General features: G+C 71.3%; 21 protein-coding genes, 1 tRNA gene and 1 pseudogene. 15 read left to right on the plus strand and 8 right to left on the minus strand.

Features of this window, described 5'->3' with window-relative positions; translation table 11 throughout:
* Positions 1 to 51: 51 nt before the first annotated feature.
* A complete protein-coding gene (locus IE275_RS20940) occupies positions 52 to 348 on the plus strand; it encodes a type II toxin-antitoxin system VapB family antitoxin (protein WP_004943146.1) in 297 nt (98 codons plus the stop codon).
* A 111-nt stretch (positions 349 to 459) separates the two neighbouring features.
* On the plus strand, positions 460 to 1,110 hold the full coding sequence (locus IE275_RS20945) for a LytR C-terminal domain-containing protein (protein ID WP_229870406.1): 651 nt from the start codon (positions 460 to 462) through the stop codon (positions 1,108 to 1,110).
* A 131-nt stretch (positions 1,111 to 1,241) separates the two neighbouring features.
* Here the strand turns inward: IE275_RS20945 and upp are convergent, their stop codons facing one another.
* Positions 1,242 to 1,877 (minus strand): uracil phosphoribosyltransferase, encoded by a 636-nt coding sequence (gene upp / locus IE275_RS20950; protein WP_189712869.1) that lies wholly within the window; start codon positions 1,875 to 1,877, stop codon positions 1,242 to 1,244.
* A gap of 137 nt (positions 1,878 to 2,014) precedes the next feature.
* On the opposite strand from upp, the gene IE275_RS20955 reads away from it, so the two are divergent.
* The 9 genes and pseudogenes from IE275_RS20955 (at position 2,015) to IE275_RS20995 (ending at position 7,558) form a co-directional block, all read left to right on the plus strand.
* Entirely contained in the window at positions 2,015 to 2,218 is a 204-nt protein-coding gene (locus IE275_RS20955; protein WP_189712870.1) for a hypothetical protein, read from the plus strand.
* A gap of 336 nt (positions 2,219 to 2,554) precedes the next feature.
* Positions 2,555 to 3,094, plus strand: coding sequence for a tRNA adenosine deaminase-associated protein (locus IE275_RS20960; protein ID WP_189713011.1), 540 nt, complete (start codon positions 2,555 to 2,557; stop codon positions 3,092 to 3,094).
* A 50-nt stretch (positions 3,095 to 3,144) separates the two neighbouring features.
* On the plus strand, positions 3,145 to 3,576 hold the full coding sequence (gene tadA / locus IE275_RS20965) for a tRNA adenosine(34) deaminase TadA (protein ID WP_189712871.1): 432 nt from the start codon (positions 3,145 to 3,147) through the stop codon (positions 3,574 to 3,576).
* 45 nt (positions 3,577 to 3,621) lie between these two features.
* A tRNA-Ser gene (locus IE275_RS20970) sits at positions 3,622 to 3,706 on the plus strand.
* A 133-nt stretch (positions 3,707 to 3,839) separates the two neighbouring features.
* Positions 3,840 to 4,016, plus strand: a complete 177-nt coding sequence (locus IE275_RS20975; protein ID WP_189712872.1) for a hypothetical protein — start codon at positions 3,840 to 3,842, stop codon at positions 4,014 to 4,016.
* A gap of 17 nt (positions 4,017 to 4,033) precedes the next feature.
* Positions 4,034 to 4,327 (plus strand): Dabb family protein, encoded by a 294-nt coding sequence (locus tag IE275_RS20980; RefSeq protein ID WP_189712873.1) that lies wholly within the window; start codon positions 4,034 to 4,036, stop codon positions 4,325 to 4,327.
* A gap of 174 nt (positions 4,328 to 4,501) precedes the next feature.
* A complete protein-coding gene (locus IE275_RS20985; RefSeq protein WP_189713012.1) occupies positions 4,502 to 5,377 on the plus strand; it encodes an RNA polymerase sigma factor SigF in 876 nt (291 codons plus the stop codon).
* A gap of 479 nt (positions 5,378 to 5,856) precedes the next feature.
* Positions 5,857 to 6,751, plus strand: a pseudogene (locus IE275_RS20990) (RNA polymerase sigma factor SigF).
* A gap of 54 nt (positions 6,752 to 6,805) precedes the next feature.
* Positions 6,806 to 7,558, plus strand: coding sequence for a hypothetical protein (locus IE275_RS20995; RefSeq protein WP_189712874.1), 753 nt, complete (start codon positions 6,806 to 6,808; stop codon positions 7,556 to 7,558).
* Between the two features lie 57 nt (positions 7,559 to 7,615).
* On the opposite strand, the gene IE275_RS21000 is transcribed toward IE275_RS20995, so the two are convergent.
* Entirely contained in the window at positions 7,616 to 7,813 is a 198-nt protein-coding gene (locus tag IE275_RS21000) for a hypothetical protein (protein ID WP_189712875.1), read from the minus strand.
* A gap of 330 nt (positions 7,814 to 8,143) precedes the next feature.
* On the opposite strand from IE275_RS21000, the gene IE275_RS21005 reads away from it, so the two are divergent.
* From IE275_RS21005 to IE275_RS21020, 4 genes are all read left to right on the plus strand, one after another.
* Complete coding sequence (locus tag IE275_RS21005) at positions 8,144 to 8,677, plus strand: MarR family winged helix-turn-helix transcriptional regulator (RefSeq protein ID WP_189712876.1); 534 nt, start codon at positions 8,144 to 8,146, stop codon at positions 8,675 to 8,677.
* Between the two features lie 100 nt (positions 8,678 to 8,777).
* Positions 8,778 to 11,270, plus strand: a complete 2,493-nt coding sequence (locus IE275_RS21010) for an MFS transporter (protein WP_460120260.1) — start codon at positions 8,778 to 8,780, stop codon at positions 11,268 to 11,270.
* 87 nt (positions 11,271 to 11,357) lie between these two features.
* On the plus strand, positions 11,358 to 12,179 hold the full coding sequence (locus IE275_RS21015; RefSeq protein WP_189712878.1) for a YceI family protein: 822 nt from the start codon (positions 11,358 to 11,360) through the stop codon (positions 12,177 to 12,179).
* A 50-nt stretch (positions 12,180 to 12,229) separates the two neighbouring features.
* Positions 12,230 to 12,700 (plus strand): PPOX class F420-dependent oxidoreductase, encoded by a 471-nt coding sequence (locus tag IE275_RS21020; protein ID WP_189712879.1) that lies wholly within the window; start codon positions 12,230 to 12,232, stop codon positions 12,698 to 12,700.
* On the opposite strand, the gene IE275_RS21025 is transcribed toward IE275_RS21020, so the two are convergent.
* The 6 genes from IE275_RS21025 to IE275_RS21050 all read right to left on the minus strand — a co-directional run bounded on the left by IE275_RS21025 (position 12,701) and on the right by IE275_RS21050 (position 22,020).
* A complete protein-coding gene (locus IE275_RS21025; RefSeq protein ID WP_189712880.1) occupies positions 12,701 to 13,468 on the minus strand; it encodes a TetR/AcrR family transcriptional regulator in 768 nt (255 codons plus the stop codon).
* A 575-nt stretch (positions 13,469 to 14,043) separates the two neighbouring features.
* Positions 14,044 to 15,495: an MFS transporter gene (locus IE275_RS21030; protein ID WP_189712881.1), complete on the minus strand. Its 1,452-nt coding sequence runs from the start codon at positions 15,493 to 15,495 to the stop codon at positions 14,044 to 14,046.
* A gap of 129 nt (positions 15,496 to 15,624) precedes the next feature.
* The gene (locus IE275_RS21035; protein ID WP_189712882.1) at positions 15,625 to 17,853 is read right to left on the minus strand and encodes an ArnT family glycosyltransferase; all 2,229 of its coding nucleotides are present in this window, start codon (positions 17,851 to 17,853) and stop codon (positions 15,625 to 15,627) included.
* On the minus strand, positions 17,850 to 19,625 hold the full coding sequence (locus IE275_RS21040) for a bifunctional glycosyltransferase family 2/GtrA family protein (RefSeq protein WP_189712883.1): 1,776 nt from the start codon (positions 19,623 to 19,625) through the stop codon (positions 17,850 to 17,852). The genes IE275_RS21035 and IE275_RS21040 overlap by 4 nt, the downstream gene beginning before the upstream one ends.
* 14 nt (positions 19,626 to 19,639) lie before the next feature.
* Positions 19,640 to 21,283 (minus strand): sensor histidine kinase, encoded by a 1,644-nt coding sequence (locus tag IE275_RS21045; protein WP_189712884.1) that lies wholly within the window; start codon positions 21,281 to 21,283, stop codon positions 19,640 to 19,642.
* The gene (locus tag IE275_RS21050; RefSeq protein WP_062645116.1) at positions 21,280 to 22,020 is read right to left on the minus strand and encodes a response regulator transcription factor; all 741 of its coding nucleotides are present in this window, start codon (positions 22,018 to 22,020) and stop codon (positions 21,280 to 21,282) included. Before IE275_RS21050 ends, IE275_RS21045 begins: the two co-directional genes overlap by 4 nt.
* Positions 22,021 to 22,074: the final 54 nt, after the last annotated feature.

Genomic DNA, 22,074 nt, shown 5'->3' on the forward strand with positions numbered 1-22,074 from the left:
ACTCGCCCGCCATGGCTGCGCCCGGAAGGTCTGGGCCGGTAGGCTTTCCGTGTGATCTTCAAGCGCATCGGAAACGGCCGGCCGTACCCCGACCACGGCCGGGAGAGCACCCGGCAGTGGGCGGACGTCGCACCGCGCCCGGTCCGCCTCGATCAACTGGTGACCACCAAGCAGCAGCTCGACCTGGAGACCCTGCTCGCCGAGGACTCGACCTTCTACGGCGACCTCTTCGCGCACGTCGTGAAGTGGCAGGGCGATCTCTACCTGGAGGACGGGCTGCACCGCGCGGTGCGAGCGGCGCTCCAGCAGCGCCAGGTGCTGCACGCGCGCGTGCTCGAGCTGGACTGACGCGGCCTCTCGCGTCCCGCGGTTGACCCTTTCGGGTTCTTTCGCGCTGCCCGCACGGTGTCGGATGATCGTTTATTAGTCATGTCCGCCCGGGCGCACTACGCTGCGCCCATGAGCATGCTGACTCCCCCCGGCATGGGCGGCAAGTACCGGATCACGGGGGACAAATACCCCCGCATGCGCCCCCACCGACGACGCGGCAGGCTGTTCGTCGTGGTCGTCGCCTGCGGTACCGCCCTCGGCATGGCCGGCTGGGGCACCTTGCAGCTCATCGACGTGTTCACCGGTGGCGGCGGGGAGGCCTCCGCGGCCGGCTCCGGCGCCGGCTGTGCGGTGAAGTCCACGAAGGCGAGCCCGGTGCCCTCGGCGTCCGCCGCCGCACTCCCGCGGCCCGCGCAGATCACCGTGAACGTCCTGAACGCCACCACCCGCAGCGGCCTCGCCAAGACCACCGCGGACGAGCTGAAGAAACGCGGCTTCAAGATCGGCGAGGTGGGCAACGCCACCAAGCAGTACGACAAGAAGGTGACCGGCATCGGGATACTGATCGGTCCGTCGGCCTCGCTGAACACCTCGCTGCCGGTGCTCGCCACCCAGCTCGACACGGCTGAGCGCCGCACCGACGCGGCCCGCAAGGGAACCGAGATCGACCTGATCATCGGCGACCGCTTCAAGGCGCTGAACAGCCAGGCCGCCGCGACCAAGGCCCTGACGGCCCTGACCGCTCCGGCCCCTGCGGCCACCACGAAGAAGGGCTGCTGAAGCGCCTGACTGAAGCGCTCGGGCTGAAGGGCTTGGGCTGAAGGGCGTCGGCGGCCCGTCAGCCCAAGCCGTTCAAGGAGTCCCGGCAGTCCCGAAGATGCCTGCGGAGTCCTGCGCAGTCCTGAGGAGTCCTACTCCGCCGCGCCGTACAGTCGGTCGCCCGCGTCGCCCAGGCCCGGGATGATGTAACCGTGCTCGTTGAGGTGGTCGTCGACGGCCGCCGTCACCACGGTGACCGGGTAACCCGCCAGCTCACGCTCCATGATCTCCACGCCCTCCGGAGCGGCGAGCAGCACGACCGCGGTCACGTCGTCCGCGCCGCGCCCGATCAGCTCGCGGATCGCGGCGACCAGCGTGCCGCCGGTGGCCAGCATCGGGTCCAGGACGTACACCTGGCGGCCGGAGAGGTCCTCCGGCATCCGCGTGGCGTACGTGGACGCCTCCAGCGTCTCCTCGTTGCGGATCATGCCGAGGAAGCCCACCTCGGCGGTCGGCAGCAGCCGGACCATGCCGTCCAGCATGCCGAGGCCGGCGCGCAGGATCGGCACGACCAGCGGACGCGGGTACGACAGCTTGACGCCGGTGGTCGAGGCGACCGGCGTGGTGATGTCGACCTGCTCCGTACGCACGTCGCGAGTGGCCTCGTAGGCGAGCAGGGTGACCAGTTCGTCGGCCAGCCGGCGGAAGGTCGCGGAGTCCGTGCGCTGGTCGCGCAGCGTGGTGAGCTTGTGGGCGACCAGAGGGTGGTCGACGACGTGGAGACGCATGTCCACAACAGTAACCGGGCCGCACCCGCCCGGCGCCCCCACACATGGTGAGCCTCTGGCCCGGGGTTGGTCCGATTGCTGGCATCAAACCCCCCATCAGGGGGAAAGTGGTGGGGACGGACCTGGGTGGTGAGCCTATGCCTGACCTGCCTGACTCCCGCGGCGGCGGTACGCCCGAGCCGGCCGAGCCGCAGGAGACCGACGCCGAGCGCCGCCGGCGCCGCGCCCGCTTCCTGCGCGACCTCGCCGAGGCCCGCGCGCTGCGCGACCGGGTCCAGCCGCGCCGCGCCAAGACCGCCCGGCTGCGCCACGCGATGCGCATGCGCACGTTCCGCTGGTAGCCGAACGATCCGCCTCCCCCGTACGGCACTTCGGGCGTTCGGGGAAGATCGCCACCGTCAGGGGTGTCGCTCGGGGTGGGTGTGCGTGGGTGCATGGCAAAGCCGCGTACGATCCGCAGGTGGCCGCAACGAGTGCGCTGGTGAGTTGCCTGCGGACGTCACCACGGACGTGCGATCAAAACCACCGGACACAGGGAGCGGAAGACGTCCCCTGAACGCCTTGTTTCTGCCACGATTCCGAGTGGGTGGGGCTCCGGAGCGCAGCTCTCTCTCCGCCCGTAACCTCCGCCGGGGGGACCCCCAACCGGCACGCCTATGACCAGTGGGAGAGTCACGGTGTACTTCGCCGCACTGCTCGCGCGCACCGAAGACGGGTGGGAAGCGAGCGACACAGAGCTCGACGATGTGGAGACCCTGTCGGATCTGGCCGACCTGGCCCGGGAATCCACCGGCGACGACGAGGACACGGTCCTCGTCTTCATCGAGCAGGAGGAGTCGTGGTTCGGCATCGTCCGTGTGGACGGTGAGGAGGACCCGCGCGTCTACGTCTCCGACGCCGCCGCCGCCAGCCGCAGCTCGTACGGCGAGCTGCTGCTCACCGACGAACTGCTCGGAAGGGACCCGGGTGACGAAGACGACCTGGACGCCCTCGACCTCGACGGCACCGAGGACGGTGAGGACGAGAGCGAGGGCGACGACGAGTCCGCGGACGGTTCCGTCTCGGCCGACTCGGTGCCGCACGGCCCGGTCGGCGACGCCCGCATCCTCGACGATCTCGGTATCGGCGAGAAGGAGCTGAGGGCGATGTCCGACGACGCGCTCGGCGAGATCGCCGAGGCCCTGGGCGCCGCGGATGTCCTGGAGACCGTCCGCTGACCGCACCCGAGGCGCCGGCGGACCCCGTACGCGAACCCTGGCGGTCCGCGATGCGGCTCGCCCTGGACGAGGCCCGGCTGGCCGTCCGGGGCGGGGACGTTCCCGTCGGCGCCGTCGTGCTGGCCGCGGACGGCACGACCGTCCTCGCGGCCGGCCACAACGAGCGCGAGGCCGGCGGTGATCCGACGGCCCACGCCGAGGTGCTCGCCGTCAGGCGGGCCGCCGAGCGGCTCGGAGAGTGGCGGCTGACCGGCTGCACGCTCGTCGTGACGCTCGAACCGTGCACGATGTGCGCGGGCGCGGTCGTCCAGTCCCGGGTCGACCGGGTCGTCTACGGCGCCCGCGACGAGAAGGCGGGCGCGGCCGGCTCCCTCTGGGACGTCGTCCGCGACCGGCGCCTCAACCACCGGCCGGAGGTCGTCGGCGGCGTGCTCGCCGAGGAGTGCGCGGAACTGCTCACCGAGTTCTTCCGCTCACGCTGAATTCCGATTTCAAAGCAGGGGCTCCCGTGCTGTAAGGTCTCCCTCGGTAGCGTGTCCGAGCGGCCGAAGGAGCTCGCCTCGAAAGCGAGTGTGGCGCAAGTCACCGAGGGTTCAAATCCCTCCGCTACCGCTCTCGGAAGGGCCCGGTCCATTGGACCGGGCCCTTCGGCGTGCGCGAGTTCTTCATCGTTTTCCGATGATGTGACAGTTACACTCTCGCCCGGCAACAGGGGGCCCTAGCGGGCACATACAGGGGAGGCCAGGTGGCGGTGAACGCCAAGAAGATCGCCGTCTACGTACTCGTGGTCTTCGTGCTCTACGTGATCATCACGGACCCCGCCAAGGCGGCCGACTACGTCCAGATAGGCTTCCAGGGCATATCGGACGCAGCCAAGGCCATCGGCGACTTCTTCACGTGGCTCGTCGACGGGGCGCAGTAGGACGTACGGGAGTTTCCATGATCCGCCACCTGGTCCTCTTCAAGCTCAACGAGGGCGTCGAGCGCGACGACCCCCGGGTCGTGGAGGGCGAAGCGGCCTTCCGGGCACTCGGCGAGCAGATCGAGGAGCTGCGCTTCTGGGAGCTGGGCTGGAACATCAGCGAGCGCCCCATCGCCTACGACTTCGCGATCAACTCCGCGGTCGAGGATCCGGACGCCCTGAAGCGGTACCTCGAGCACCCGGCCCACCAGGCCGGCGTCGCGCTGTGGCGGGAGTTCGCCACCTGGGTGGTCGCGGACTACGAGTTCTGATCCGCGCCGCCCCTAGAACTTCGAAGCCCCCCGCCGCCAGGACGGGGGGCTTTCGCATGGCGGACGGCCCAACTTGTCCCCCAACACGGTGTTATGGGGTGCTTGCACACAGTGCACATGTCTTGTGATGCTATGACCGCTTTTGACGGATGATTGACCGATGAAGAGGTGGCGTTGACCGTGTCGGCCAGTACTGCGCCGCCTCAGGAAGAGGCACCCGCCCCGGCACCCGCCCCGGCCCTCACCCCCGCCCTCACCCCTGCCCCCGCGCCCGCCCCGGAGCGGCGCCGCGGAGCCGACACCCGGGCGCTGACCCAGGTGCTCTTCGGCGAACTCAAGGAGCTCCAGCCGGGCACGCCGGAGCACAACCGGGTGCGCGGGGCGCTGATCGAGGCCAACCTCCCGCTCGTGCGCTACGCGGCCGCCCGCTTCCGTTCCCGCAACGAGCCGATGGAGGACGTCGTCCAGGTCGGCACCATCGGGCTGATCAACGCCATCGACCGCTTCGACCCGGACCGGGGCGTGCAGTTCCCGACCTTCGCGATGCCGACGGTCGTCGGCGAGATCAAGCGGTACTTCCGCGACAACGTCCGCACGGTCCACGTACCGCGCCGGCTGCACGAGCTGTGGGTCCAGGTCAACGGCGCCACCGAGGACCTGACGACGGCCTTCGGCCGCACCCCGACCACCGCCGAGATCGCCGAGCGGCTGCGGATCACCGAGGACGAGGTGCTGTCCTGCATCGAGGCGGGCCGCTCGTACCACGCCACGTCCCTGGAGGCCGCCCAGGAGGGCGACGGGCTGCCGGGCCTGCTGGACCGCCTCGGCTACGAGGACCCGGCGCTGGACGGCGTGGAGCACCGCGACCTGGTCCGCCACCTCCTGGTCCAACTGCCCGAGCGCGAACAGCGCATCCTCCTGCTGCGTTACTACAGCAATCTCACCCAGTCCCAGATCAGCGCGGAACTCGGCGTCTCCCAGATGCACGTCTCCCGGCTCCTCGCGCGCAGCTTCCAACGGCTCCGCTCGGCGAACCGGATCGAGGCCTAGAGGGCGCGACTCGGCCGTCCGCAGGCCCGGAGGGGGACAGGTCCGGGGCGGCGGGCCGGGGCGCCCGGCGGGCGAGGCCGGCCGCGAACCGGGCCGGTTCACCGCTTCGGGCCGATTCACCGCTTCAGGCCGAGGCACAGGCGTAGGCACCGGCGCACGGACGGGGCGCACGGACAGGGCGCACGGCTCTGGTCACGTCACCCGATGGGGGATCGCAAGCGCGAGCGAGAAGTCACCGGTGAGAGCGAATCGCCCAGCCGTGCACTTCCCGACAGATCTGAGCTGAAAAGCCGTCACACCCCCTCTTTCCAGGGCCGATTCGTTACTGTCATGTCGACATGTCACTACAGCGTGTTGCCGACATGTGACATTCTGCCGGAAGCGCGTTTGCCAGAGCTTCGGCTCCGGTATTCAGGTGAAGGCTGACGTTCCTCCCGGGATCGTCCGCCGCGACCGTCCCGCGACCCAAAGGGGGTGGCATGTCCGCAGACCAGGGCAGCTCGAAGGTGCTCACGCTCACGAAGAGCGAGTCCGCGCCCGCCGAGCCCGACGTGCTCGACAACGTCACGGCCATCGAGGCCTCGCCGGCTCCGGCCCTTCCGACCACGGGGGCCATCGACACCCGCACCCTGTCCCGCTCCCTGTTCCTGCGACTGGCCGCCCTCGCCGAGGACAGCCCCGAGCGGGTCTACGTCCGAGACACCCTCATCGAGCTGAACCTCCCGCTCGTGCGCTACGCCGCCGCGCGTTTCCGCTCGCGCAACGAGCCGATGGAGGACATCGTCCAGGTCGGCACCATCGGCCTGATCAAGGCGATCGACCGTTTCGACTGCGAACGCGGCGTGGAGTTCCCGACGTTCGCGATGCCGACGGTGGTCGGCGAGATCAAGCGGTTCTTCCGCGACACCTCGTGGTCGGTCCGCGTCCCCCGCCGCCTCCAGGAACTGCGCCTGGCCCTCACCAAGGCCAGCGACGAACTCTCCCAGAAGCTGGACCGCTCCCCGACGGTGGCCGAACTGGCCGCGGTCCTGGGCGTGTCCGAGGAGGACGTGGTCGACGGCCTCGCGGTCGGGCAACGCCTACACGGCGTCCTCCCTCGACTCCCCCGCCCCCGAGGACGACGGCGGCGAGGGCTCCCTGGCCGACCGCCTCGGGTACGAGGACACGGCACTGGAGGGGGTGGAGTACCGCGAGTCGCTCAAGCCGCTCCTCGCCAAGCTCCCGCCCCGCGAGCGGCGCATCATCATGCTCCGCTTCTTCGCCAACATGACCCAGTCGCAGATCGGCGAGGAGGTCGGCATCTCCCAGATGCACGTCTCCCGGCTGCTCACCCGGACCCTGGCCCAGCTGCGGGACGGACTGATCTCGGACTGACCCGATCGGGGTCGGAGGCTTCCTTCTTGACGATCCGTCAGTGACACTGGCGCGATGCCGAAGCCTCCGGAACGCCCGACCCGGACACGGACCCGTGGCCGCCGAGGTGCCCTGTGGGGCGCGTCGGCGGCCGCCGTCGTCTGCACGGGGATCGTGCTGGGCGGCTGCGGGGGAGGCGGCCACGGCGGCGACTTCGTGGCGGTCGGCCCGGCGGGCGACGGAACACCGGGAGCAGGTACGCGACCCGGTCCGGGCCCCACGGGAGAGGTGCGGCTGATACCGCTGGACGGGCCGTCGGCGAACTCCCCCCGGGAGGAGGGCGGTCCGAGCGCGGGCGGCACGTCCTCGACGCAGGCCGACCCCTCGGCGGAGACCGCGTCCCCGGCGGGAGCCACCGCCTCCGGCCGTACGACCCCGGCTTCGGCGCCCACGCACACTCCCGCGCCCTCGGTGCCGGCTCCCGCTCCGAGCCCGACGTCGGCCCGACCGGACCCGCCCGCCCCGGCGGCCCTGACCACCGGCACACCGCTGCGCGCCCCCAGCGACCGGCGCTGGTGCGAGGACGTGACGCTCGCCTTCCACAACTCCGGCGGTACGGCGGTGCGTTCGGGCACGGTCAGCTTCGGGACGCACGTCGTCGACGCGCTCGGCATCGACTGGGCCACGCTGGGATCGACCGAGCCCCTGCCCACGCCGATCGCTCCCGGGGCACGGAAGAGACAGACGTGGACGGTGTGCGTCGACTCCTGGCGGGTCCCGCTGGGGATGCACATCGAGACGCGGGACGTGTCCGTGCGGTGGGAGTGAGCCGGCCGCGGCAGGGATCGGGGACCGCGCGACCGGGGACCGCGTACTGCCGCGTATTTACGAGAGCGCGAGCCAGGCGACCGCGGCGACGATCACCACCGCGGCGACGACGCCCACGATCAGACCGATACGGGGACCGGCCGGCGCGGGAGCCTGACGGGCCGCCTGGGGGGCGCCCTCGTCGACGAAGGCGCGGAACATCTGGGTGCTGCCTGCGGGGTCGTGGTTGCCCTGGGGGCCCTGGGTGTTAGCCATGGGCCGAGACACTAGCGAAAACGCGCGGGGCGACCCAAGCGGGGGTCCTGGAACGCCGGGCCGGAACGCCCTGCCGGAACGCCCTGTCGCAACCTCGGGCGGAACCCTCGGCCAGGGCCTCCACCAGGTGCTCATGCGCCTCACCCGGAACCGCCCGCCGGCGCGGCCGCCGATATGTCCACCGGCGTACCCGCCGACCACCCCCACCTGCACATTTACCCTCGCAATACTTGCCTTTGCCAACTTTTTGCGGCCGACCTCCCCCATTTTATTTGCCTGCGGCAACCAACCTCTTCTATGGTTGCCCTAAGCAACGAATTGGGAGGTGGGATGGCACGGCAGGCGCAGTACGAGGAGCTGGTTCGTCAGCTCAGTGCCGTCGGAGCGGTGAAGCGGGACCTCGGGCGGATTCTGCCGCCGGACTGTTCCGCCGGTTCGGCCGGCGTGCTGACGCTGCTCGGGCGCCACGGCGACATGCGCATGAGCAACCTCTCCGAGCTGCTCGCCGTCGACATGTCCGTGACCAGCCGGCACGCCGCGCACCTCGCCGAGCGGGGCTGGCTCGAACGCTCCCCCGACCCGGCGGACAAGCGCTCCCGCATCCTGCGCCTCACCCCCGAGGGCCACGCGATGCTCGCCGAACTCTCCCGCCGCACCACCGAGCTGCTGGCGGAACGGCTGAGCGACTGGAGCGACGACGAGGTCGGCCAGCTCATCCGGCTGATGACCCGGCTGCGGGCCAGCTTCGGCGACTGCCGGACCGCCCCGCACCGGCCACCGCCCACCACTCCCACCGTCTCCACGGAGACCGCAGGGACCACAGAGACCACAGAGACCACCCGTACACCCGCACAAGCACGATAAGAAAAGGAAGCCCATGGCAACGACCACACCAGCCGGTGTGCGGGCTCACGCGAAGCACGGCGGAGGGGCCGGCAAGCACGCCCCCGCCGAACACGCTCCGATGACACACCGGCAGATCATGGAGGCGCTCTCCGGGCTGCTGCTCGGCATGTTCGTGGCGATCCTGTCGTCCACGATCGTCTCGAACGCCCTCCCGGAGATCATCGGCGACCTCGGTGGCGGCCAGTCCGCCTACACCTGGGTCGTCACCGCCGCCCTGCTGTCGATGACCGCGTCGACGCCCCTGTGGGGCAAGCTCGCGGACCTCTACAGCAAGAAGGCGCTCGTCCAGATAGCGCTCGTCATCTACGTCCTGGGTTCGGCCGCGGCCGGTCTGTCGCAGAACGCCGGGATGCTGATCACCTTCCGCGTGGTGCAGGGCATCGGCGTCGGCGGTCTGTCCGCCCTCGCGCAGATCGTGATGGCCGCGATGATCTCCCCGCGCGAGCGCGGCCGTTACTCCGGCTACCTCGGCGCGACCTTCGCCGTCGCCACCGTCGGCGGCCCGCTGCTCGGCGGTGTCATCACCGACACCTCGTGGCTCGGCTGGCGCTGGTGCTTCTACGTCGGCGTGCCCTTCGCCGTGATCGCCCTGATCGTGCTCCAGAAGACCCTGCACCTGCCCGTCGTGAAGCGGGACGTGAAGGTCGACTGGGCCGGCGCGTTCTTCGTCGCCGCGGCGGTCTCGCTGCTGCTGATCTGGGTCACCTTCGCCGGTGACAAGTACGACTGGGTGTCCTGGCAGACGTACGCCATGGTCGGCGGCTCGATCGCGCTCGCCCTGCTCTTCGTACTCGTCGAGTCGAAGGCCTCCGAACCCCTCATTCCGCTGCGGCTGTTCCGCAACCGGACCATCACCCTGTCGTCCATCGCCTCGATGTTCGTCGGTACGGCGATGTTCTCCGGCACGGTGTTCTTCGCCCAGTACTTCCAGCTGGCCCGCGACGAGTCCCCGACCATGTCCGGCGTGCTGACCATCCCGATGATCGGCGGTCTGTTCGTCTCCTCCACCGTCTCCGGGCAGTTCATCACCCGCACCGGCCGCTGGAAGGCCTGGCTGGTCAGCGGCGGCGTGCTCATCACGGCGGGCCTCGGCCTGCTCGGCACCATCCGCTACGACACGGACTACTGGAAGACCGCGATCTTCATGGCCCTGCTGGGCCTCGGCATCGGCATGATGATGCAGAACCTGGTGCTGTGCACACAGAACCAGGTCGAGCCCAAGGACCTCGGCTCCGCGTCCTCCACGGTCACCTTCTTCCGGTCCCTCGGCGGTGCGATGGGCGTCTCGGTCCTCGGCGCCGTGATGGCCAACAAGATCACCGACTACGCCACGGACGGCATCGCCGCCCTCGGCCCCAAGTACGCCGCCCTCGCCTCCGGCTCCAGCTCCAGCTCGATCCCGGACATGGACTCGCTGCCCGCGCCGCTGCGCACGGTGATGGAGAGCGCGTACGGCCACGGCATCGCGGACGTGTTCCTGATCGCCGCGTGCCTCGCGGCGGTCGCCTTCCTGATCACCCTGTTCATCAAGGAGGTCCCGCTGCGGACGGCGGGCGCGATGGCGCAGGCGGCCGGGGAGGAGACGAAGGCTTCCGCCGGGGCGTCGGCTCCCGCCGAGGCGCCCGAGGCGTCCGCGGTGTCCGACGGGTCCGCTTCCGCCGGGGAGAGGGTCCCGAGCTGGGCCGCCGTCCCCGCCACCGGCGAGGCCGGTCCCGAGGACGGTCCCGAGGGCACACAGCGGTTCGCGGCCGTGGCCACCGGTGCGACCGGCGACGGCGAGGGTGCGGGGTCCGGCATCCCGGTCCACGGCCATGTCCGCGGCGCCGAGAACGTCCCCGTCCCGCAGGCCGCCGTCACCCTGATCTCCCTCGAGGGACGCCAGCTGGGCCGGTCGGTCGCCCAGGCCGACGGCGCCTACGCGCTGGACGCGCCGGGCACGGGCTCGTACGTCCTGATCGCCTCCGCCGACGGGTTCCAGCCGCAGGCGTCCACGATCGTCGTCAACGGCGAGCCGGTCGCGTACGACGTCCTGCTCAGCGGGACCAGCGGCCTGAACGGGGTCGTCCGGGCCGCCGGGTCGAACGCGGGCGTCAAGGACGCGATGGTGGTCGTCACCGATGTGCGCGGCGATCTGCTGGCCACCGGAACCACCGGCGAGCAGGGCGAGTTCACCTTCGCGGAGCTGGTGCCGGGTGCCGTGACGGTCGCGGTGAACGCGCCCGGGTTCCGGCCGCGCGCGCTCCCCGTGGAGATCGGCGCGACGGGCGTGACCCGCGCGGAGGTCGTCCTCGAGGCGGGCGCCCGGCTCCGGGGCGTCGTACGGGCGCCGCACGGTCCGCTGGCCGATGCGCGGGTGACGCTCGTGGACGCGGCGGGCAACGTGCTCCGCACGGCGACGACGGGACCGGACGGGGCGTACGCCTTCGCCGACCTCGACACCGGCGACTACACGGTGATCGCGACCGGCTATCCGCCGGTGGCCACCGGGCTGACGGTCGCCGGGGCCGACGCCGACGGCCACGACATCGCACTCGCCCACCCGGGCGAGTAGCGAGCAGGACGGTTGTTCGCCGGGCGGGCGGCAGGGTGCTGGGTGCTCCCCGCCGCCCGCCCGGTTTCTCACGAGGAGACACCTGAGATGGCACTGACCGCGAGGATCCGCACCAAGGACGGATGGGCCGTGTCGCACGCGGTCGTCACGGTGACGGACATGACGGGCACGCAGATGCTGCGCGCCGAGGCGGACGCCGAGGGCGCCGTACGGGACGCGACCGAGCTGGCGCCCGGGGCGTACACGGTGATCGTCACCGCCGTCGGGTACGCGCCCGTGGCCTCCAGCGCGATCGTGACGGCGAGCCGACGCGCCGAGGTCGGGGCGGTCACCCTCGCCCGGCAGGGCGGCACCGAGCTGCCGCCGCCCGGACCGTGGACGGTCGACCCGGCGCACTCCACGGTCGCCGCCGTGGCGCAGCACCTGGGCATCTCCAGTGTGCGCGGCCGGTTCACGGAGTTCTCCGCGAGCATCGAGATCGCCCCGGACGAGGTCACCAGGTCCCGGGTGGAGGCGGTCATCCGGGCCGCGTCCATCGACACCGGCAACGGCATGCGCGACACCCATCTGCGCTCGGCGGACTTCCTGGACGCCGAGACCCACCCGGAGATCACCTACCGCTCGACCGGCCTGACGGTGGCGGGCCCGGACCGGTGGACCGTGCACGGCGATCTCACGTTGCGCGGGGTCGTCCGCCCGGTCGACCTGGACCTCGCCCACCTCGGCGTCGGCGCCGACCCCTGGGGCGGCACCCGGGCCGCGTTCCGCGCCACCGCGGAACTCCACCGCGAGGACTTCGCCATGAACTACAACCAGGTCGTCCAGGCCGGCATCGCCGCCATCGGTACGACCCTGAGGGTCGAGCTGGACATCCAGGCGGTGCAGGGGGACACGCTGCCCCGGGCGTAGGACCACCGGGGTCACGCGGTCGGGGTCCGTGTCGCCCTAGGCTGACCTGCATGGCACCGAACATCGCGACCAACACCGCCGTCACCCTGGACGAGTTGCTGGACTTCGTACGCCCCCGGCACCACGCGATCCTGCTGACCCGGCGGGCCGACGGAGGGCCCCAGGGGTCGCCGCTGACCTGCGGGGTCGACGACTCGGGGCGGATCGTCGTCTCGACCTACCCGGAGCGGGCCAAGACCCGCAACGCCAAGCGCGACGAGCGGGTCAGCGTCCTCGTGCTGAGCGACGACTGGAACGGCCCCTGGGTGCAGATCGACGGCACGGCCGAGGTGATCGACTCCCCCGACTCCGTGGAGCCGCTCGTCGAGTACTTCCGCAACATCGCCGGCGAACACCCCGACTGGGACGAGTACCGGGCCGCCATGGTCAAGCAGGGCAAGTCGATCATCCGCATCACCCCGGAACGCTGGGGACCGGTGGCGACGGGGGGCTTTCCGGCGCGGCTCGCCCCCGAGGAGTAGTCAGCCGCGCTCCACCATCGCCTCGATGCCCGCGATCAGCAGGTCCAGGGCGAAGGTGAAGTCGCGGTTCATCATCTCGGCGACCGTGTCGCCGCCGCGGGCCGCCATCAGGCTCTTGGACTGTTCGATGATCTCGGCGGTCTGCGGGGCCTCGGCGGTCGCGGTCAGCGCCTGCCGGAAGTACTCGTCGGGGGTCAGCCCGGTGTCCGCGACCCGGCTGAAGAAGTGGCCCTCGATCGTGCCGTAGCCGTACACGAACTGGAAGACGGCCGAGATGGCACCGGTGATGCCGTGCGCGGGCAGACCGGTGCGCAGCACGACCTGCTGGACCGCGCGGGAGAAACGCAGCGAGTTCGGGCCGATGTTGAGGTAGCGGCCGGCGAGCGGCGACAGCCAGGGGTGGCGGACCAGAAGGGTCCGGTACAGCGTGGCCAGCGCGCGCAGCTGGGTCCGCCAGTCCTCGTCCGCGGCCGCCGGATCGGGGGGCTCCAGTTCGCCGAAGGCGGCGTCAAGGGCGAGTTCGAGGAGGTCGTCCTTGGTGTCGACGTACCAGTACACGGACATCGCCGTCACGTTCAGCTCGGCCGCGAGGCGGCGCATGGAGAACTTCGCGAGCCCCTCGGCGTCCAGCAGTCGTACGGTCGCCTCGGTGATCCGTTCCCGGTCGAGCCCGGAAGGCTGACCGCCACCGCCCCGGCCACGCCGCCGCGCCTTGCCGTCCTCCAGCCAGACACTGCGCTGCGCGGCTTCCTTGGCGGTCTCGGCCATGGCCAGCACCTTCCTGCGTTCCGGTAACTGGGAAAGATGCTAGGCGGCCGCCGCCCCGAGGTGCCGGAGGGAGCGGCGCGGGCAGCCAATTCGGGCCTGGGGGGCGAGCGGGGCTTCGGGGTGGGGGGCCTCGGGGTGGGGGGGCGGCCGGGGGGCGGGCGTGCAGCCAGGGCGGGCGCCCGGGGGCGGCAGGGCGGGCGGGCGCCCAGGCAGGCGGGCGGGCGGTCAGGGGTGCGGCCAGGGCGTGCCGTCGGGCAGGCGGCAGCCGGAGGCACGGCGATCGGCCAGGCGACAGCCGAACCCGCGGCGATCGGGCAGACAGCCGGCCAGGCGGCAGCCGAACCCACGGCGATCGGACAGACAGCCGGCCAGGCGACAACCGAACCCACGGCGATCGGACAGACAGCCGGCCAGGCGACAACCGAACCCACGGCGATCGGACAGACAGCCGGCCAGGCGACAACCGAACCCGCGGCGATCGGGCAGACAGCCGGCCGGGCGGCGGCCAGGCGGCCCGGCGCACGGCGGCAGGCCGGCAGGTCGCCAGGCGGGGCGAGTGCCGGCGGCGACCGCTCTCAGGTGGCCGGAGCCGGTGGCTCCTTCTGCCGCTCGGCCCTGCGCAGCAGACCCGCTGCCACCAGTCCTCCGGCCAGCACCGCCACGGCCCCCACCAGCTGCCCGGCGCCGAGCCCGGCCGACAGTGACTTCCCCGAGGCGACGGAGGAGCTGAGCACCGCGCCCAGCACGGCCACCCCGAGCCCGTTCCCGAACTCCGCCAGCGTCCCGTTGATCCCCGCGCCGACCCCGGCCTTCGCCGGCGGTATCGCGCTCATGATCGCGTGGGCCATCGCCGGGTTGGCGACCGCGCATCCCACGCCGATGAGCACCAGCCCGATCGCGGTGCCGGTGTACCCGTCGCCGGTGGTCGCGATGGACACCAGGCCGGCGGCCATCACCACCATGCTCGCCATGACGGCGACCGGCGTGCCCAGCTTCGCGGTCAGTTTCGGCGCCACCCCGGAGAAGTTGAGCGCGACGACCGTCAGCGCCAGCGGCGCGGTCCGCAGACCCGCCTCCAGGGGGCCGTATCCGAGGACGAACTGCAGGTGCTGGGTGAGCAGGAAGAGCGCGCCGCCCATCCCGAAGGTGATCAGTACCGCCCCGCCGACCGCACCCGCGAACCGGCGGTCACGGAAGAACGCCAGGTCGAGCATGGGGTGGGGGATCCTGCTCTCCCACCAGGCGAACACCGTCAGGACGACGGCCGCGACCGCCGCGCTCACCAGCACCCGCGCCGACGTCCAGCCGTGCGCCGGGCCGGAGATGATCGCGAGGACGAGTGACGCCATGCCGATGGTGGACAGGAGCGCGCCGAGCAGGTCGGGCCGGTCGCCCCGCGGGTTCTTCGACTCCGGCACCAGCGCGATCACCGCGCCCAGGGCCAGCGCCACGACCGGCAGGTTGATCAGGAAGATCGCGCCCCACCAGAAGTGGTTCAGCATGAAACCGCCGATCAGCGGGCCGGTGGCGAAGCCGAGCGCGTTCACCGCGGCCCAGATGCCGATCGCCTTCGGCTGCTCCTCGGACGTGAAGATCTGCATCACGACGGCGAGGGTGGTGGTGAGCAGCAGCGCGCCGCCGACGCCCATGCCGGCCCGGGCGGCGATCAGCTCGCCGCTGGTGTCCGCGAGTCCGGCCACGAGCGAACCGGTGCCGAACAGCGCCAGGCCGGTGACCAGCATCTTCTTCCGGCCGTAGCGGTCGGCGGCGCTGCCCGCGGTGAGCAGCAGGCCGGACTGCACGAGCGAGTACGCGTTGATCATCCACTGGATGTCGGAGGTGGTCGCGTCCAGTTCCTCGGTGAGGGAGGGGATCGCGACGTTCAGGATCGTGTTGTCGAGCAGGACGGTGAGCTGGGCCAGGCAGATCACGCCGAGGATCAGCCAGCGCTGGGAATGGCCGCCCCGCGGATCGCCGGCCCGGGGTCGGCCGGCCCGGGGGGACGGGGTCGTGGACGTCGTCGTCATGCTGTACACCGTAGAAGGATTCCTGTACGGCGTACAACAGAGTTGTCGGGCACGGGAGGACGGGTGCTCGGGCGCACGAAGAAGGGCGGTGGCTCGGGTGAGCCACCGCCCTTCCCACTCAGCCGTACGTCAGCCGCTCGACTTCTGGGTGAGGTCGTAGAAGGTGGCCGAACCCACCGTCACCTCCTTGAAGTTGGCCTGCACCCAGGTGCTGATCTGCGAGGACGTGCCGTCGCTGCTGCCGCCCATACCGCCGCCGCTGCCGCTGGAGACGAAGTAGTGGATCCTGCCGTCCGCCACGTACTCCTTGAACTGCGCCAGCGTCGGGGACGGGTCGGTGCCGTTGAAGCCGCCGATCGCCATCACGGCCTCACCGGTGGCCAGCTGGTAGCTCGCCGCGTTCTGGGCGCCGATCGCGGCCGCCGCCCAGGTGTAGTCGTCGGCGTCGGCCTCCAGCAGCTTCTTGGCCTCGTCGGTGACGCTCGCGCCGTTCAGCAGGCCGCCGACGCCACCGCCGCCGCCCATGCCGCCGCCTTCGCCCGTCTGACCGCCGGGCCCGGCCTGCTGACCCTGGCCCTGGCCCTGGCCCTGACCCTGGCCCTGGGTGGAGCCGTTGCCGTTCTGGCCCGGCATGCCCCCGCCGCCCATCTGACCGCCGCCGGGGAAGCCGTTGCCCTGCTGGTTCTGGCCCTGCTGGTTCTGGCCCTGGGTGTTGCCGCCGCCGTTCTGCTGCTGGCCGCCGGGGCCGCCGCCGTTGCCGCCGAAGCCGCCCCGGCCACCGCCACCGCCCGGACCGCCGCCGCCCATCATGGACGAGCCTGCCGGGCCCGCCGTCACGATGGAACCGGTGTGGCCCTCCTGGAGGGTGCTGATCGTGTACGCGGTCGGGCCGGCCAGCGAGGCCACCAGACCGAGCGAGGCCGCCGCGAGGGCGAGCTGACGGTTGATCCGGCCGGCGAAGACCAGGCCGAGCGCGGCGACCAGGCCGCCGATCAGCACCAGCCACTTCAGCCAGGGCAGGTAGTCCGAGGTGCGGTTGAGCAGGACGTACGACCAGGCCGCCGCCGCCACGACCGAGGCCGCGAGGGTGATCGACGCCCACAGTTCGGACCGCTTCTCCCACAGGATCCCGGCGCCCATGCCGATCACGGCCGCCATGTAGGGGGCGAGGGCCACCGTGTAGTACTGGTGGAAGATGCCCGCCATGTAGCTGAAGACGACCATGGTGATCAGCAGCGAGCCGCCCCAGACGAGGAACAGACCGCGGGTGGCCGAGGTGCGCTTGAGCTTGCTGGTCGCCACCAGACCGCCGACCAGCAGGATCAGCGCGGCCGGCAGCAGCCAGGAGATCTGGCCGCCGATCTCGGAGTTGAACATCCGGTCCCAGCCGGTCTCGCCCCACTGCCCGGTGTTGCCGCCGCCACCGCCACCGCCGACACTGCCGGTCTCCTCGCCGTTGAGACGGCCGAGACCGTTGTAGCCGAAGGTCAGCTCCAGGAAGGAGTTGTTCTGCGAGCCGCCGATGTACGGGCGGGAGGACGCGGGCCACAGCTCGACGATCGCGACCCACCAGCCGCCGGACACGATCAGCGCGCCCGTGGCGACGGCCAGCTGGCCGAACCGCTTCTTCACCGACACCGGAGCGCAGACCGCGTAGACGAGCGCGAGCGGCGGCAGGATCAGGAAGGCCTGGAGCGTCTTGGCGAGGAACGCGAAGCCGATCGCGACACCGGCCCACACCAGCCACTTCGTCCGGCCGTCCTCCAGTGCGCGGGCCACCATGTAGCAGGCCACGGCCATCAGCAGGGCCAGCATCGCGTCCGGGTTGTTGAACCGGAACATCAGCGCGGCGACGGGGGTGAGCGCGAGCACGGCGCCCGCGATCAGGCCGGCCGCGGCACTGAAGCGGCGGCGCACCGAGGCATGGACGACGGCGACCGTGCCGACGCCCATCAGCACCTCGGGGACGAGGATCGCCCAGGAGTTCAGGCCGAAGAGCCTGACCGACAGCGCCATCGGCCACAGCGAGGCCGGGGGCTTGTCGACGGTGATGGCGTTGCCCGCGTCCAGCGAGCCGAAGAAGAGGGCCTTCCAGGACTGGCTGCCGGCCTGGACGGCGGCGGAGTAGAAGGAGTTCGCGTAGCCGGAGGCGCTCAGGTTGTACAGGTAGAGCAGGAGGGTGGCGGCCAGCAGGCCGAGGAAGGCCGGGCGCGCCCAGCGGGGGTCCTCGGGGCGGCCGCGCCACAGTCTGCGGTACAGGGGCTGCTTCGGCTCACCCGACTCGGGAGCCGGGACCGCCGGTTCCGCGGTGGTGTCCGTCGGTGGCCAGGTCGTCGTCTGGTCGAGGTGGGTGGTCATCGGGCGTCCCCCGGGTCGGTGTCGTGGGGGCGCACCGGCTGCAAGCGCATGGTGGCGTCCCTCCAGGTGCCGTCCGCGGCTTCGCCGGCGCGGAACTGGGTCGTCGTGTCGAAGCTCGTCGTCGAATCGAAGCTCGTCGGGCTGTCGTGGCCGGTCGGGCTGTCGTGGCCGGTCCGGCTGTCGTGGCTCGTCCTGCCGTCGTAACCCGTCGGGCCGTCGTGGCCGGTCCGGCTGTCGTGGCTCGTCCTGCCGTCGTAACCCGTCGGGCCGTCGAAGCTCGTCGTGCCGCCGTGGCTCCTGGGCGTGGTGCGGCCCGTGGCCCTGTCGTGGCCGACGGCCGTGGTGTGGCCGGGGATGGTCTTGTCGTGGCCGACGGCCGTGGCGTGGCCGGTGGCCCTGTCCTGGCCCGTGGCCGTGGCGTGGCTCGTCGCGGTGTCGTGGGCGGTCGGGCCCGAGCGGTGCGGCAGCGGCGCGTGGGCCGGTGCGGCGGGGGTGCGGGGGGCGACCACGCCGGCCTGCGGCTCCTCGGCCTCCCGGCGGTCCGCGAACACCCACACGCGGAAGAGCAGGAAGCGCAGGACGGTCGCCGCGAGGTTGGCCGCGACCAGTACGGCGAGTTCGGTCGAGTGCGCGGGGGCGGAGTTCGCCGCGTTCAGCGCGACGAGCGAACCGCTGGTCAGCGCGAGTCCGATACCGAAGACGACCAGGCCCTGCGCCTGGTGCTTGACGGCCCCGCCCCGGCCGCGCACCCCGAAGGTCAGCCTCCGGTTGGCGGCGGTGTTGGCGACCGCCGAGACCAGCAGCGCGAGCGCGTTCGCGAACTGCGAGCCGCTGAACTGGCGGAAGCCGCTGTAGAGCAGCAGGTAGAAGAGGGTGGAGAGACCACCGACCACACAGAAGCCGACGAGCTGGCGGGCCAGGCCCTTGGGTACGTCCATGATGTCGCGGTCGCGGGGGTCGTCGCCGAACGGCCTGGTCAGCCGGTCCAGCGACAGCGAACCGGTGGCCAGCGCCTTCCCTACGCGCCAAACCCCCTTCAGGTCGTCGGTCGCCGTCTTCACGATGTGCACCGTGGAGTTCGGGTCGTCGACCCAGTCGACCGGCACCTCGTGGATACGGAGACCGGCCCGCTCGGCGAGCACCAGCATCTCAGTGTCGAAGAACCAGCCGGTGTCTTCCACCAGGGGGAGCAGGAGCTGTGCGACGTCACGCCGGATCGCCTTGAACCCGCACTGCGCGTCCGAGAAGCGGGCCTGGAGCGAGCCGCGCAGGATAAGGTTGTAGGCCCGGCTGATGAACTCCCGCTTCGGCCCGCGCACCACGCGGGAGCTGCGGGCCAGCCGGGAGCCGATCGCCAGGTCGGAGTGGCCGGAGATCAGCGGCGCCACCAGCGGCAGCAGTGCGTTGAGGTCGGTGGACAGGTCCACGTCCATGTACGCGAGGATCGGGGCGTCCGAGGCCGACCAGACGGTGCGCAGCGCACGGCCGCGGCCCTTCTGCTCGAGCCGGAAGGACTTCACCTCCGGGATCCGCGCCTCCAGCCGCTGTGCCACCAGGGGAGTGGTGTCCGTCGACGCGTTGTCCGCGATGGTGATGCGGAACGGGTACGGGAACGTACGCGCCAGATGGTCGTGCAGTCTCCGCACACACGGCTGGAGGTCCTTCTCCTCGTTGTAGACGGGGATCACTACGTCCAGTACAGGCGTACCGGCTGTGGCGGCCGGGAGGTGCTCCCGCGCCGGCAGGGTGCCGGGAGAAGAATCGGTTCGCATGACAACGACTTTCCTCAGGCGCCCTGTTGCACCCATGTGGTGGCACTGTGCTCGACCTGTGAGTCGAGTTGCCAGTTCGTTTCGGGGGCCGGCTGGGGCACGGCGGGGGCGAGCGCGGGCAGGTGCACGGTGAACACGGTGTGGCCGGGCACACTGTCGACGGTCACGGCACCGCCGTGCGCGGTCGCGACGGCCTGCACGATGGCGAGGCCCAGACCGGTCGAGCCGGAGGCACGGGAGCGCGAGGAGTCGCCGCGGGCGAACCGTTCGAAGACGTGCGGGAGCAGGTCCGGCGGAATGCCCTGGCCGTTGTCCTGGACGTCCACGCACAGCCAGGGCCCGCGCCGCTGCACGCGTGCGGTGACGGTCGTACCGGGCGGGGTGTGCGTACGGGCGTTGGCCAGCAGGTTGACGAGCACCTGCTGGAGCCGCGCCGAGTCGGCGGACACGAGAGCCGGCTCGTCGGGAAGTTCGAGGCGCCAGACGTGTTCGCGTCCGGCGGCGCGGGCGTCGCTGATGGTGTCGATGACCAGCGGTACGAGGTCGGTCTGCTCGAACTGGAGCGGGCGGCCCGCGTCGAGGCGGGCGAGCAGCAGCAGGTCCTCGACGAGCAGGGTCATCCGGCCGGCCTCGGACTCGATCCGGCCGAGCGCGTGCTTGGTGTCGGGCCCGACCTGCTCGCGTCCGCGCCGGGTCAGCTCGGCGTATCCCCTGATGGAGGCCAGTGGCGTACGCAGCTCGTGGCTGGCGTCGGCGACGAACTGGCGCACCCGCATCTCGCTCTCCTGGCGGGCGTGCAGGGCGCCGTGGACGTGGTTCAGCATCCGGTTGAGCGCGGCGCCGACCTGTCCGACCTCGGTGTGCGGGTCGGTCTCGGACTCCGGCACCCGCTCGCTGAGGTTGACCTCACCGGTGTGCAGGGGCAGCTCGGAGACCCGGGTGGCGGTGGCGGCGACCTTGCGCAGGGGGCGGGTGGCGACACTGACCATGACCGTGCCCGCGAGGGTGGCGGCGATGAGGCCGGCGACGGTGAGGCTGACCTCGACGAGGATCAGGGTGTTGATGGTTCCGTCGACGTCGGAGGTCGGGATGCCTACGTAGTAGTCACCGTTGTTGCCGTGGATGTACTGGACCCGGTAGGTGCCGAGGCCGGGGATCTCGACGGTGTGCCGCTTCTCGTCCTGCGTGACCGTGCCGAGCACCTTCATCTGGGCCTCGGTGAGTGCCTCGGGACTCATCTGCGGGATGTTGTTGTCGTCGTTCTTCTTGTCGCCGACCCTGCCGCTGGTGATCGAGCCGTTCTCGACCTTGGCCGCGAGGGCCTTCTGCGGCCCCGGGCCCTTGGCGACGAACTCGTCGAGGGTCATCTGCTGCTGGGGCGCGTTGGTGTCGCCGCGGGCGGCGCCGTTGTCGTTCTTGGCGCCGTCCTTGCCACCGGGTCCTCCGGCGGGGCCGCCGGAGAGACGCATGGCGGCCTCCTTCAGGGAGCCGTCCAGCTGCCCGTACAGGTGATCCCGCAGCACGAGAGTGGTCACGGTGCCGATCACCGCGCAGATCACGGCGATCAGGGTCACGGACACGACGACGAGTCGCGTCCGCAGGGTGCGCGGCTTCCCCGCTCGTCTCTTCTGCGGACGCGGTCGTCGTCGCCCGCTCATGAGACCGCGGGCTTGATCAGATATCCGGCCCCACGCCGGGTGTGGATCATCGGCTCCCGCCCGGCGTCTATCTTGCGGCGCAGGTAGGAGATGTACAGCTCGACGACATTGGCCTGGCCGCCGAAGTCGTAGGACCACACGCGGTCGAGGATCTGCGCCTTGCTGAGCACGCGCCGCGGGTTGCGCATCAGGAAGCGCAGCAGCTCGAACTCGGTGGCGGTGAGGTGGATGTTGTCCCCGGCCCGCGACACCTCGTGGCTGTCCTCGTCGAGGGTCAGGTCACCGACGACGAGCACGGAGTCGGAGCGCCGGTCGGCGGCGCCGGAGCGCCGGATGAGCCCCCGCAGCCGGGCCACGACCTCTTCGAGGCTGAACGGCTTGGTGACGTAGTCGTCGCCACCGGCGGTGAGGCCGGCGATCCGGTCCTCGACGGCGTCCTTGGCGGTCAGGAACAGCACCGGGACGTCCGGCAGCTCACGGCGCAGCCGGCCCAGGACGGTCAGCCCGTCCATGTCGGGCAGCATCATGTCGAGGACGACGGCGTCGGGCCGGAACTCCCGCGCGGTCTGGATGGCGCCCGTGCCGTCCCCGGCACTCCGGATCTGCCATCCCTCGTAGCGCAGGGCCATGGACAGCAGCTCGGTGATCGACAACTCGTCGTCCACCACAAGCACGCGAACGGGGCTCCCGTCCGGCCTCAGCAGTTCGGTGCGCCCCTGGGGCGAGGTCGTGGTCATGGGACACACCATGTCGGGGTCCTCTGAGAACACGCTTTCACCAGTCTGTGATTT

Source organism: Streptomyces phaeofaciens (genome assembly GCF_014648915.1).
Classification (GTDB): domain Bacteria; phylum Actinomycetota; class Actinomycetes; order Streptomycetales; family Streptomycetaceae; genus Streptomyces; species Streptomyces phaeofaciens.

What these genes read in the sequence shown, in the direction of transcription:
- IE275_RS21035 (WP_189712882.1), bottom strand. Translation starts at nt 17,853, where the DNA reads ATGACCACCCACCTCGACCAGACGACGACCTGGCCACCGACGGACACC.
- IE275_RS21045 (WP_189712884.1), bottom strand. Translation starts at nt 21,283, where the DNA reads ATGAGCGGGCGACGACGACCGCGTCCGCAGAAGAGACGAGCGGGGAAG.
- IE275_RS21050 (WP_062645116.1), bottom strand. Translation starts at nt 22,020, where the DNA reads ATGACCACGACCTCGCCCCAGGGGCGCACCGAACTGCTGAGGCCGGAC.
- IE275_RS21015 (WP_189712878.1), top strand. Translation starts at nt 11,358, where the DNA reads ATGGCACTGACCGCGAGGATCCGCACCAAGGACGGATGGGCCGTGTCG.
- IE275_RS20955 (WP_189712870.1), top strand. Translation starts at nt 2,015, where the DNA reads ATGCCTGACCTGCCTGACTCCCGCGGCGGCGGTACGCCCGAGCCGGCC.
- IE275_RS21010 (WP_460120260.1), top strand. Translation starts at nt 8,778, where the DNA reads ATGACACACCGGCAGATCATGGAGGCGCTCTCCGGGCTGCTGCTCGGC.
- IE275_RS20945 (WP_229870406.1), top strand. Translation starts at nt 460, where the DNA reads ATGAGCATGCTGACTCCCCCCGGCATGGGCGGCAAGTACCGGATCACG.
- IE275_RS21020 (WP_189712879.1), top strand. Translation starts at nt 12,230, where the DNA reads ATGGCACCGAACATCGCGACCAACACCGCCGTCACCCTGGACGAGTTG.
- IE275_RS21000 (WP_189712875.1), bottom strand. Translation starts at nt 7,813, where the DNA reads ATGGCTAACACCCAGGGCCCCCAGGGCAACCACGACCCCGCAGGCAGC.
- upp (WP_189712869.1), bottom strand. Translation starts at nt 1,877, where the DNA reads ATGCGTCTCCACGTCGTCGACCACCCTCTGGTCGCCCACAAGCTCACC.
- IE275_RS21005 (WP_189712876.1), top strand. Translation starts at nt 8,144, where the DNA reads ATGGCACGGCAGGCGCAGTACGAGGAGCTGGTTCGTCAGCTCAGTGCC.
- IE275_RS20980 (WP_189712873.1), top strand. Translation starts at nt 4,034, where the DNA reads ATGATCCGCCACCTGGTCCTCTTCAAGCTCAACGAGGGCGTCGAGCGC.
- IE275_RS21025 (WP_189712880.1), bottom strand. Translation starts at nt 13,468, where the DNA reads ATGGCCGAGACCGCCAAGGAAGCCGCGCAGCGCAGTGTCTGGCTGGAG.
- IE275_RS20995 (WP_189712874.1), top strand. Translation starts at nt 6,806, where the DNA reads ATGCCGAAGCCTCCGGAACGCCCGACCCGGACACGGACCCGTGGCCGC.
- IE275_RS21040 (WP_189712883.1), bottom strand. Translation starts at nt 19,625, where the DNA reads ATGCGAACCGATTCTTCTCCCGGCACCCTGCCGGCGCGGGAGCACCTC.
- tadA (WP_189712871.1), top strand. Translation starts at nt 3,145, where the DNA reads ATGCGGCTCGCCCTGGACGAGGCCCGGCTGGCCGTCCGGGGCGGGGAC.
- IE275_RS21030 (WP_189712881.1), bottom strand. Translation starts at nt 15,495, where the DNA reads ATGACGACGACGTCCACGACCCCGTCCCCCCGGGCCGGCCGACCCCGG.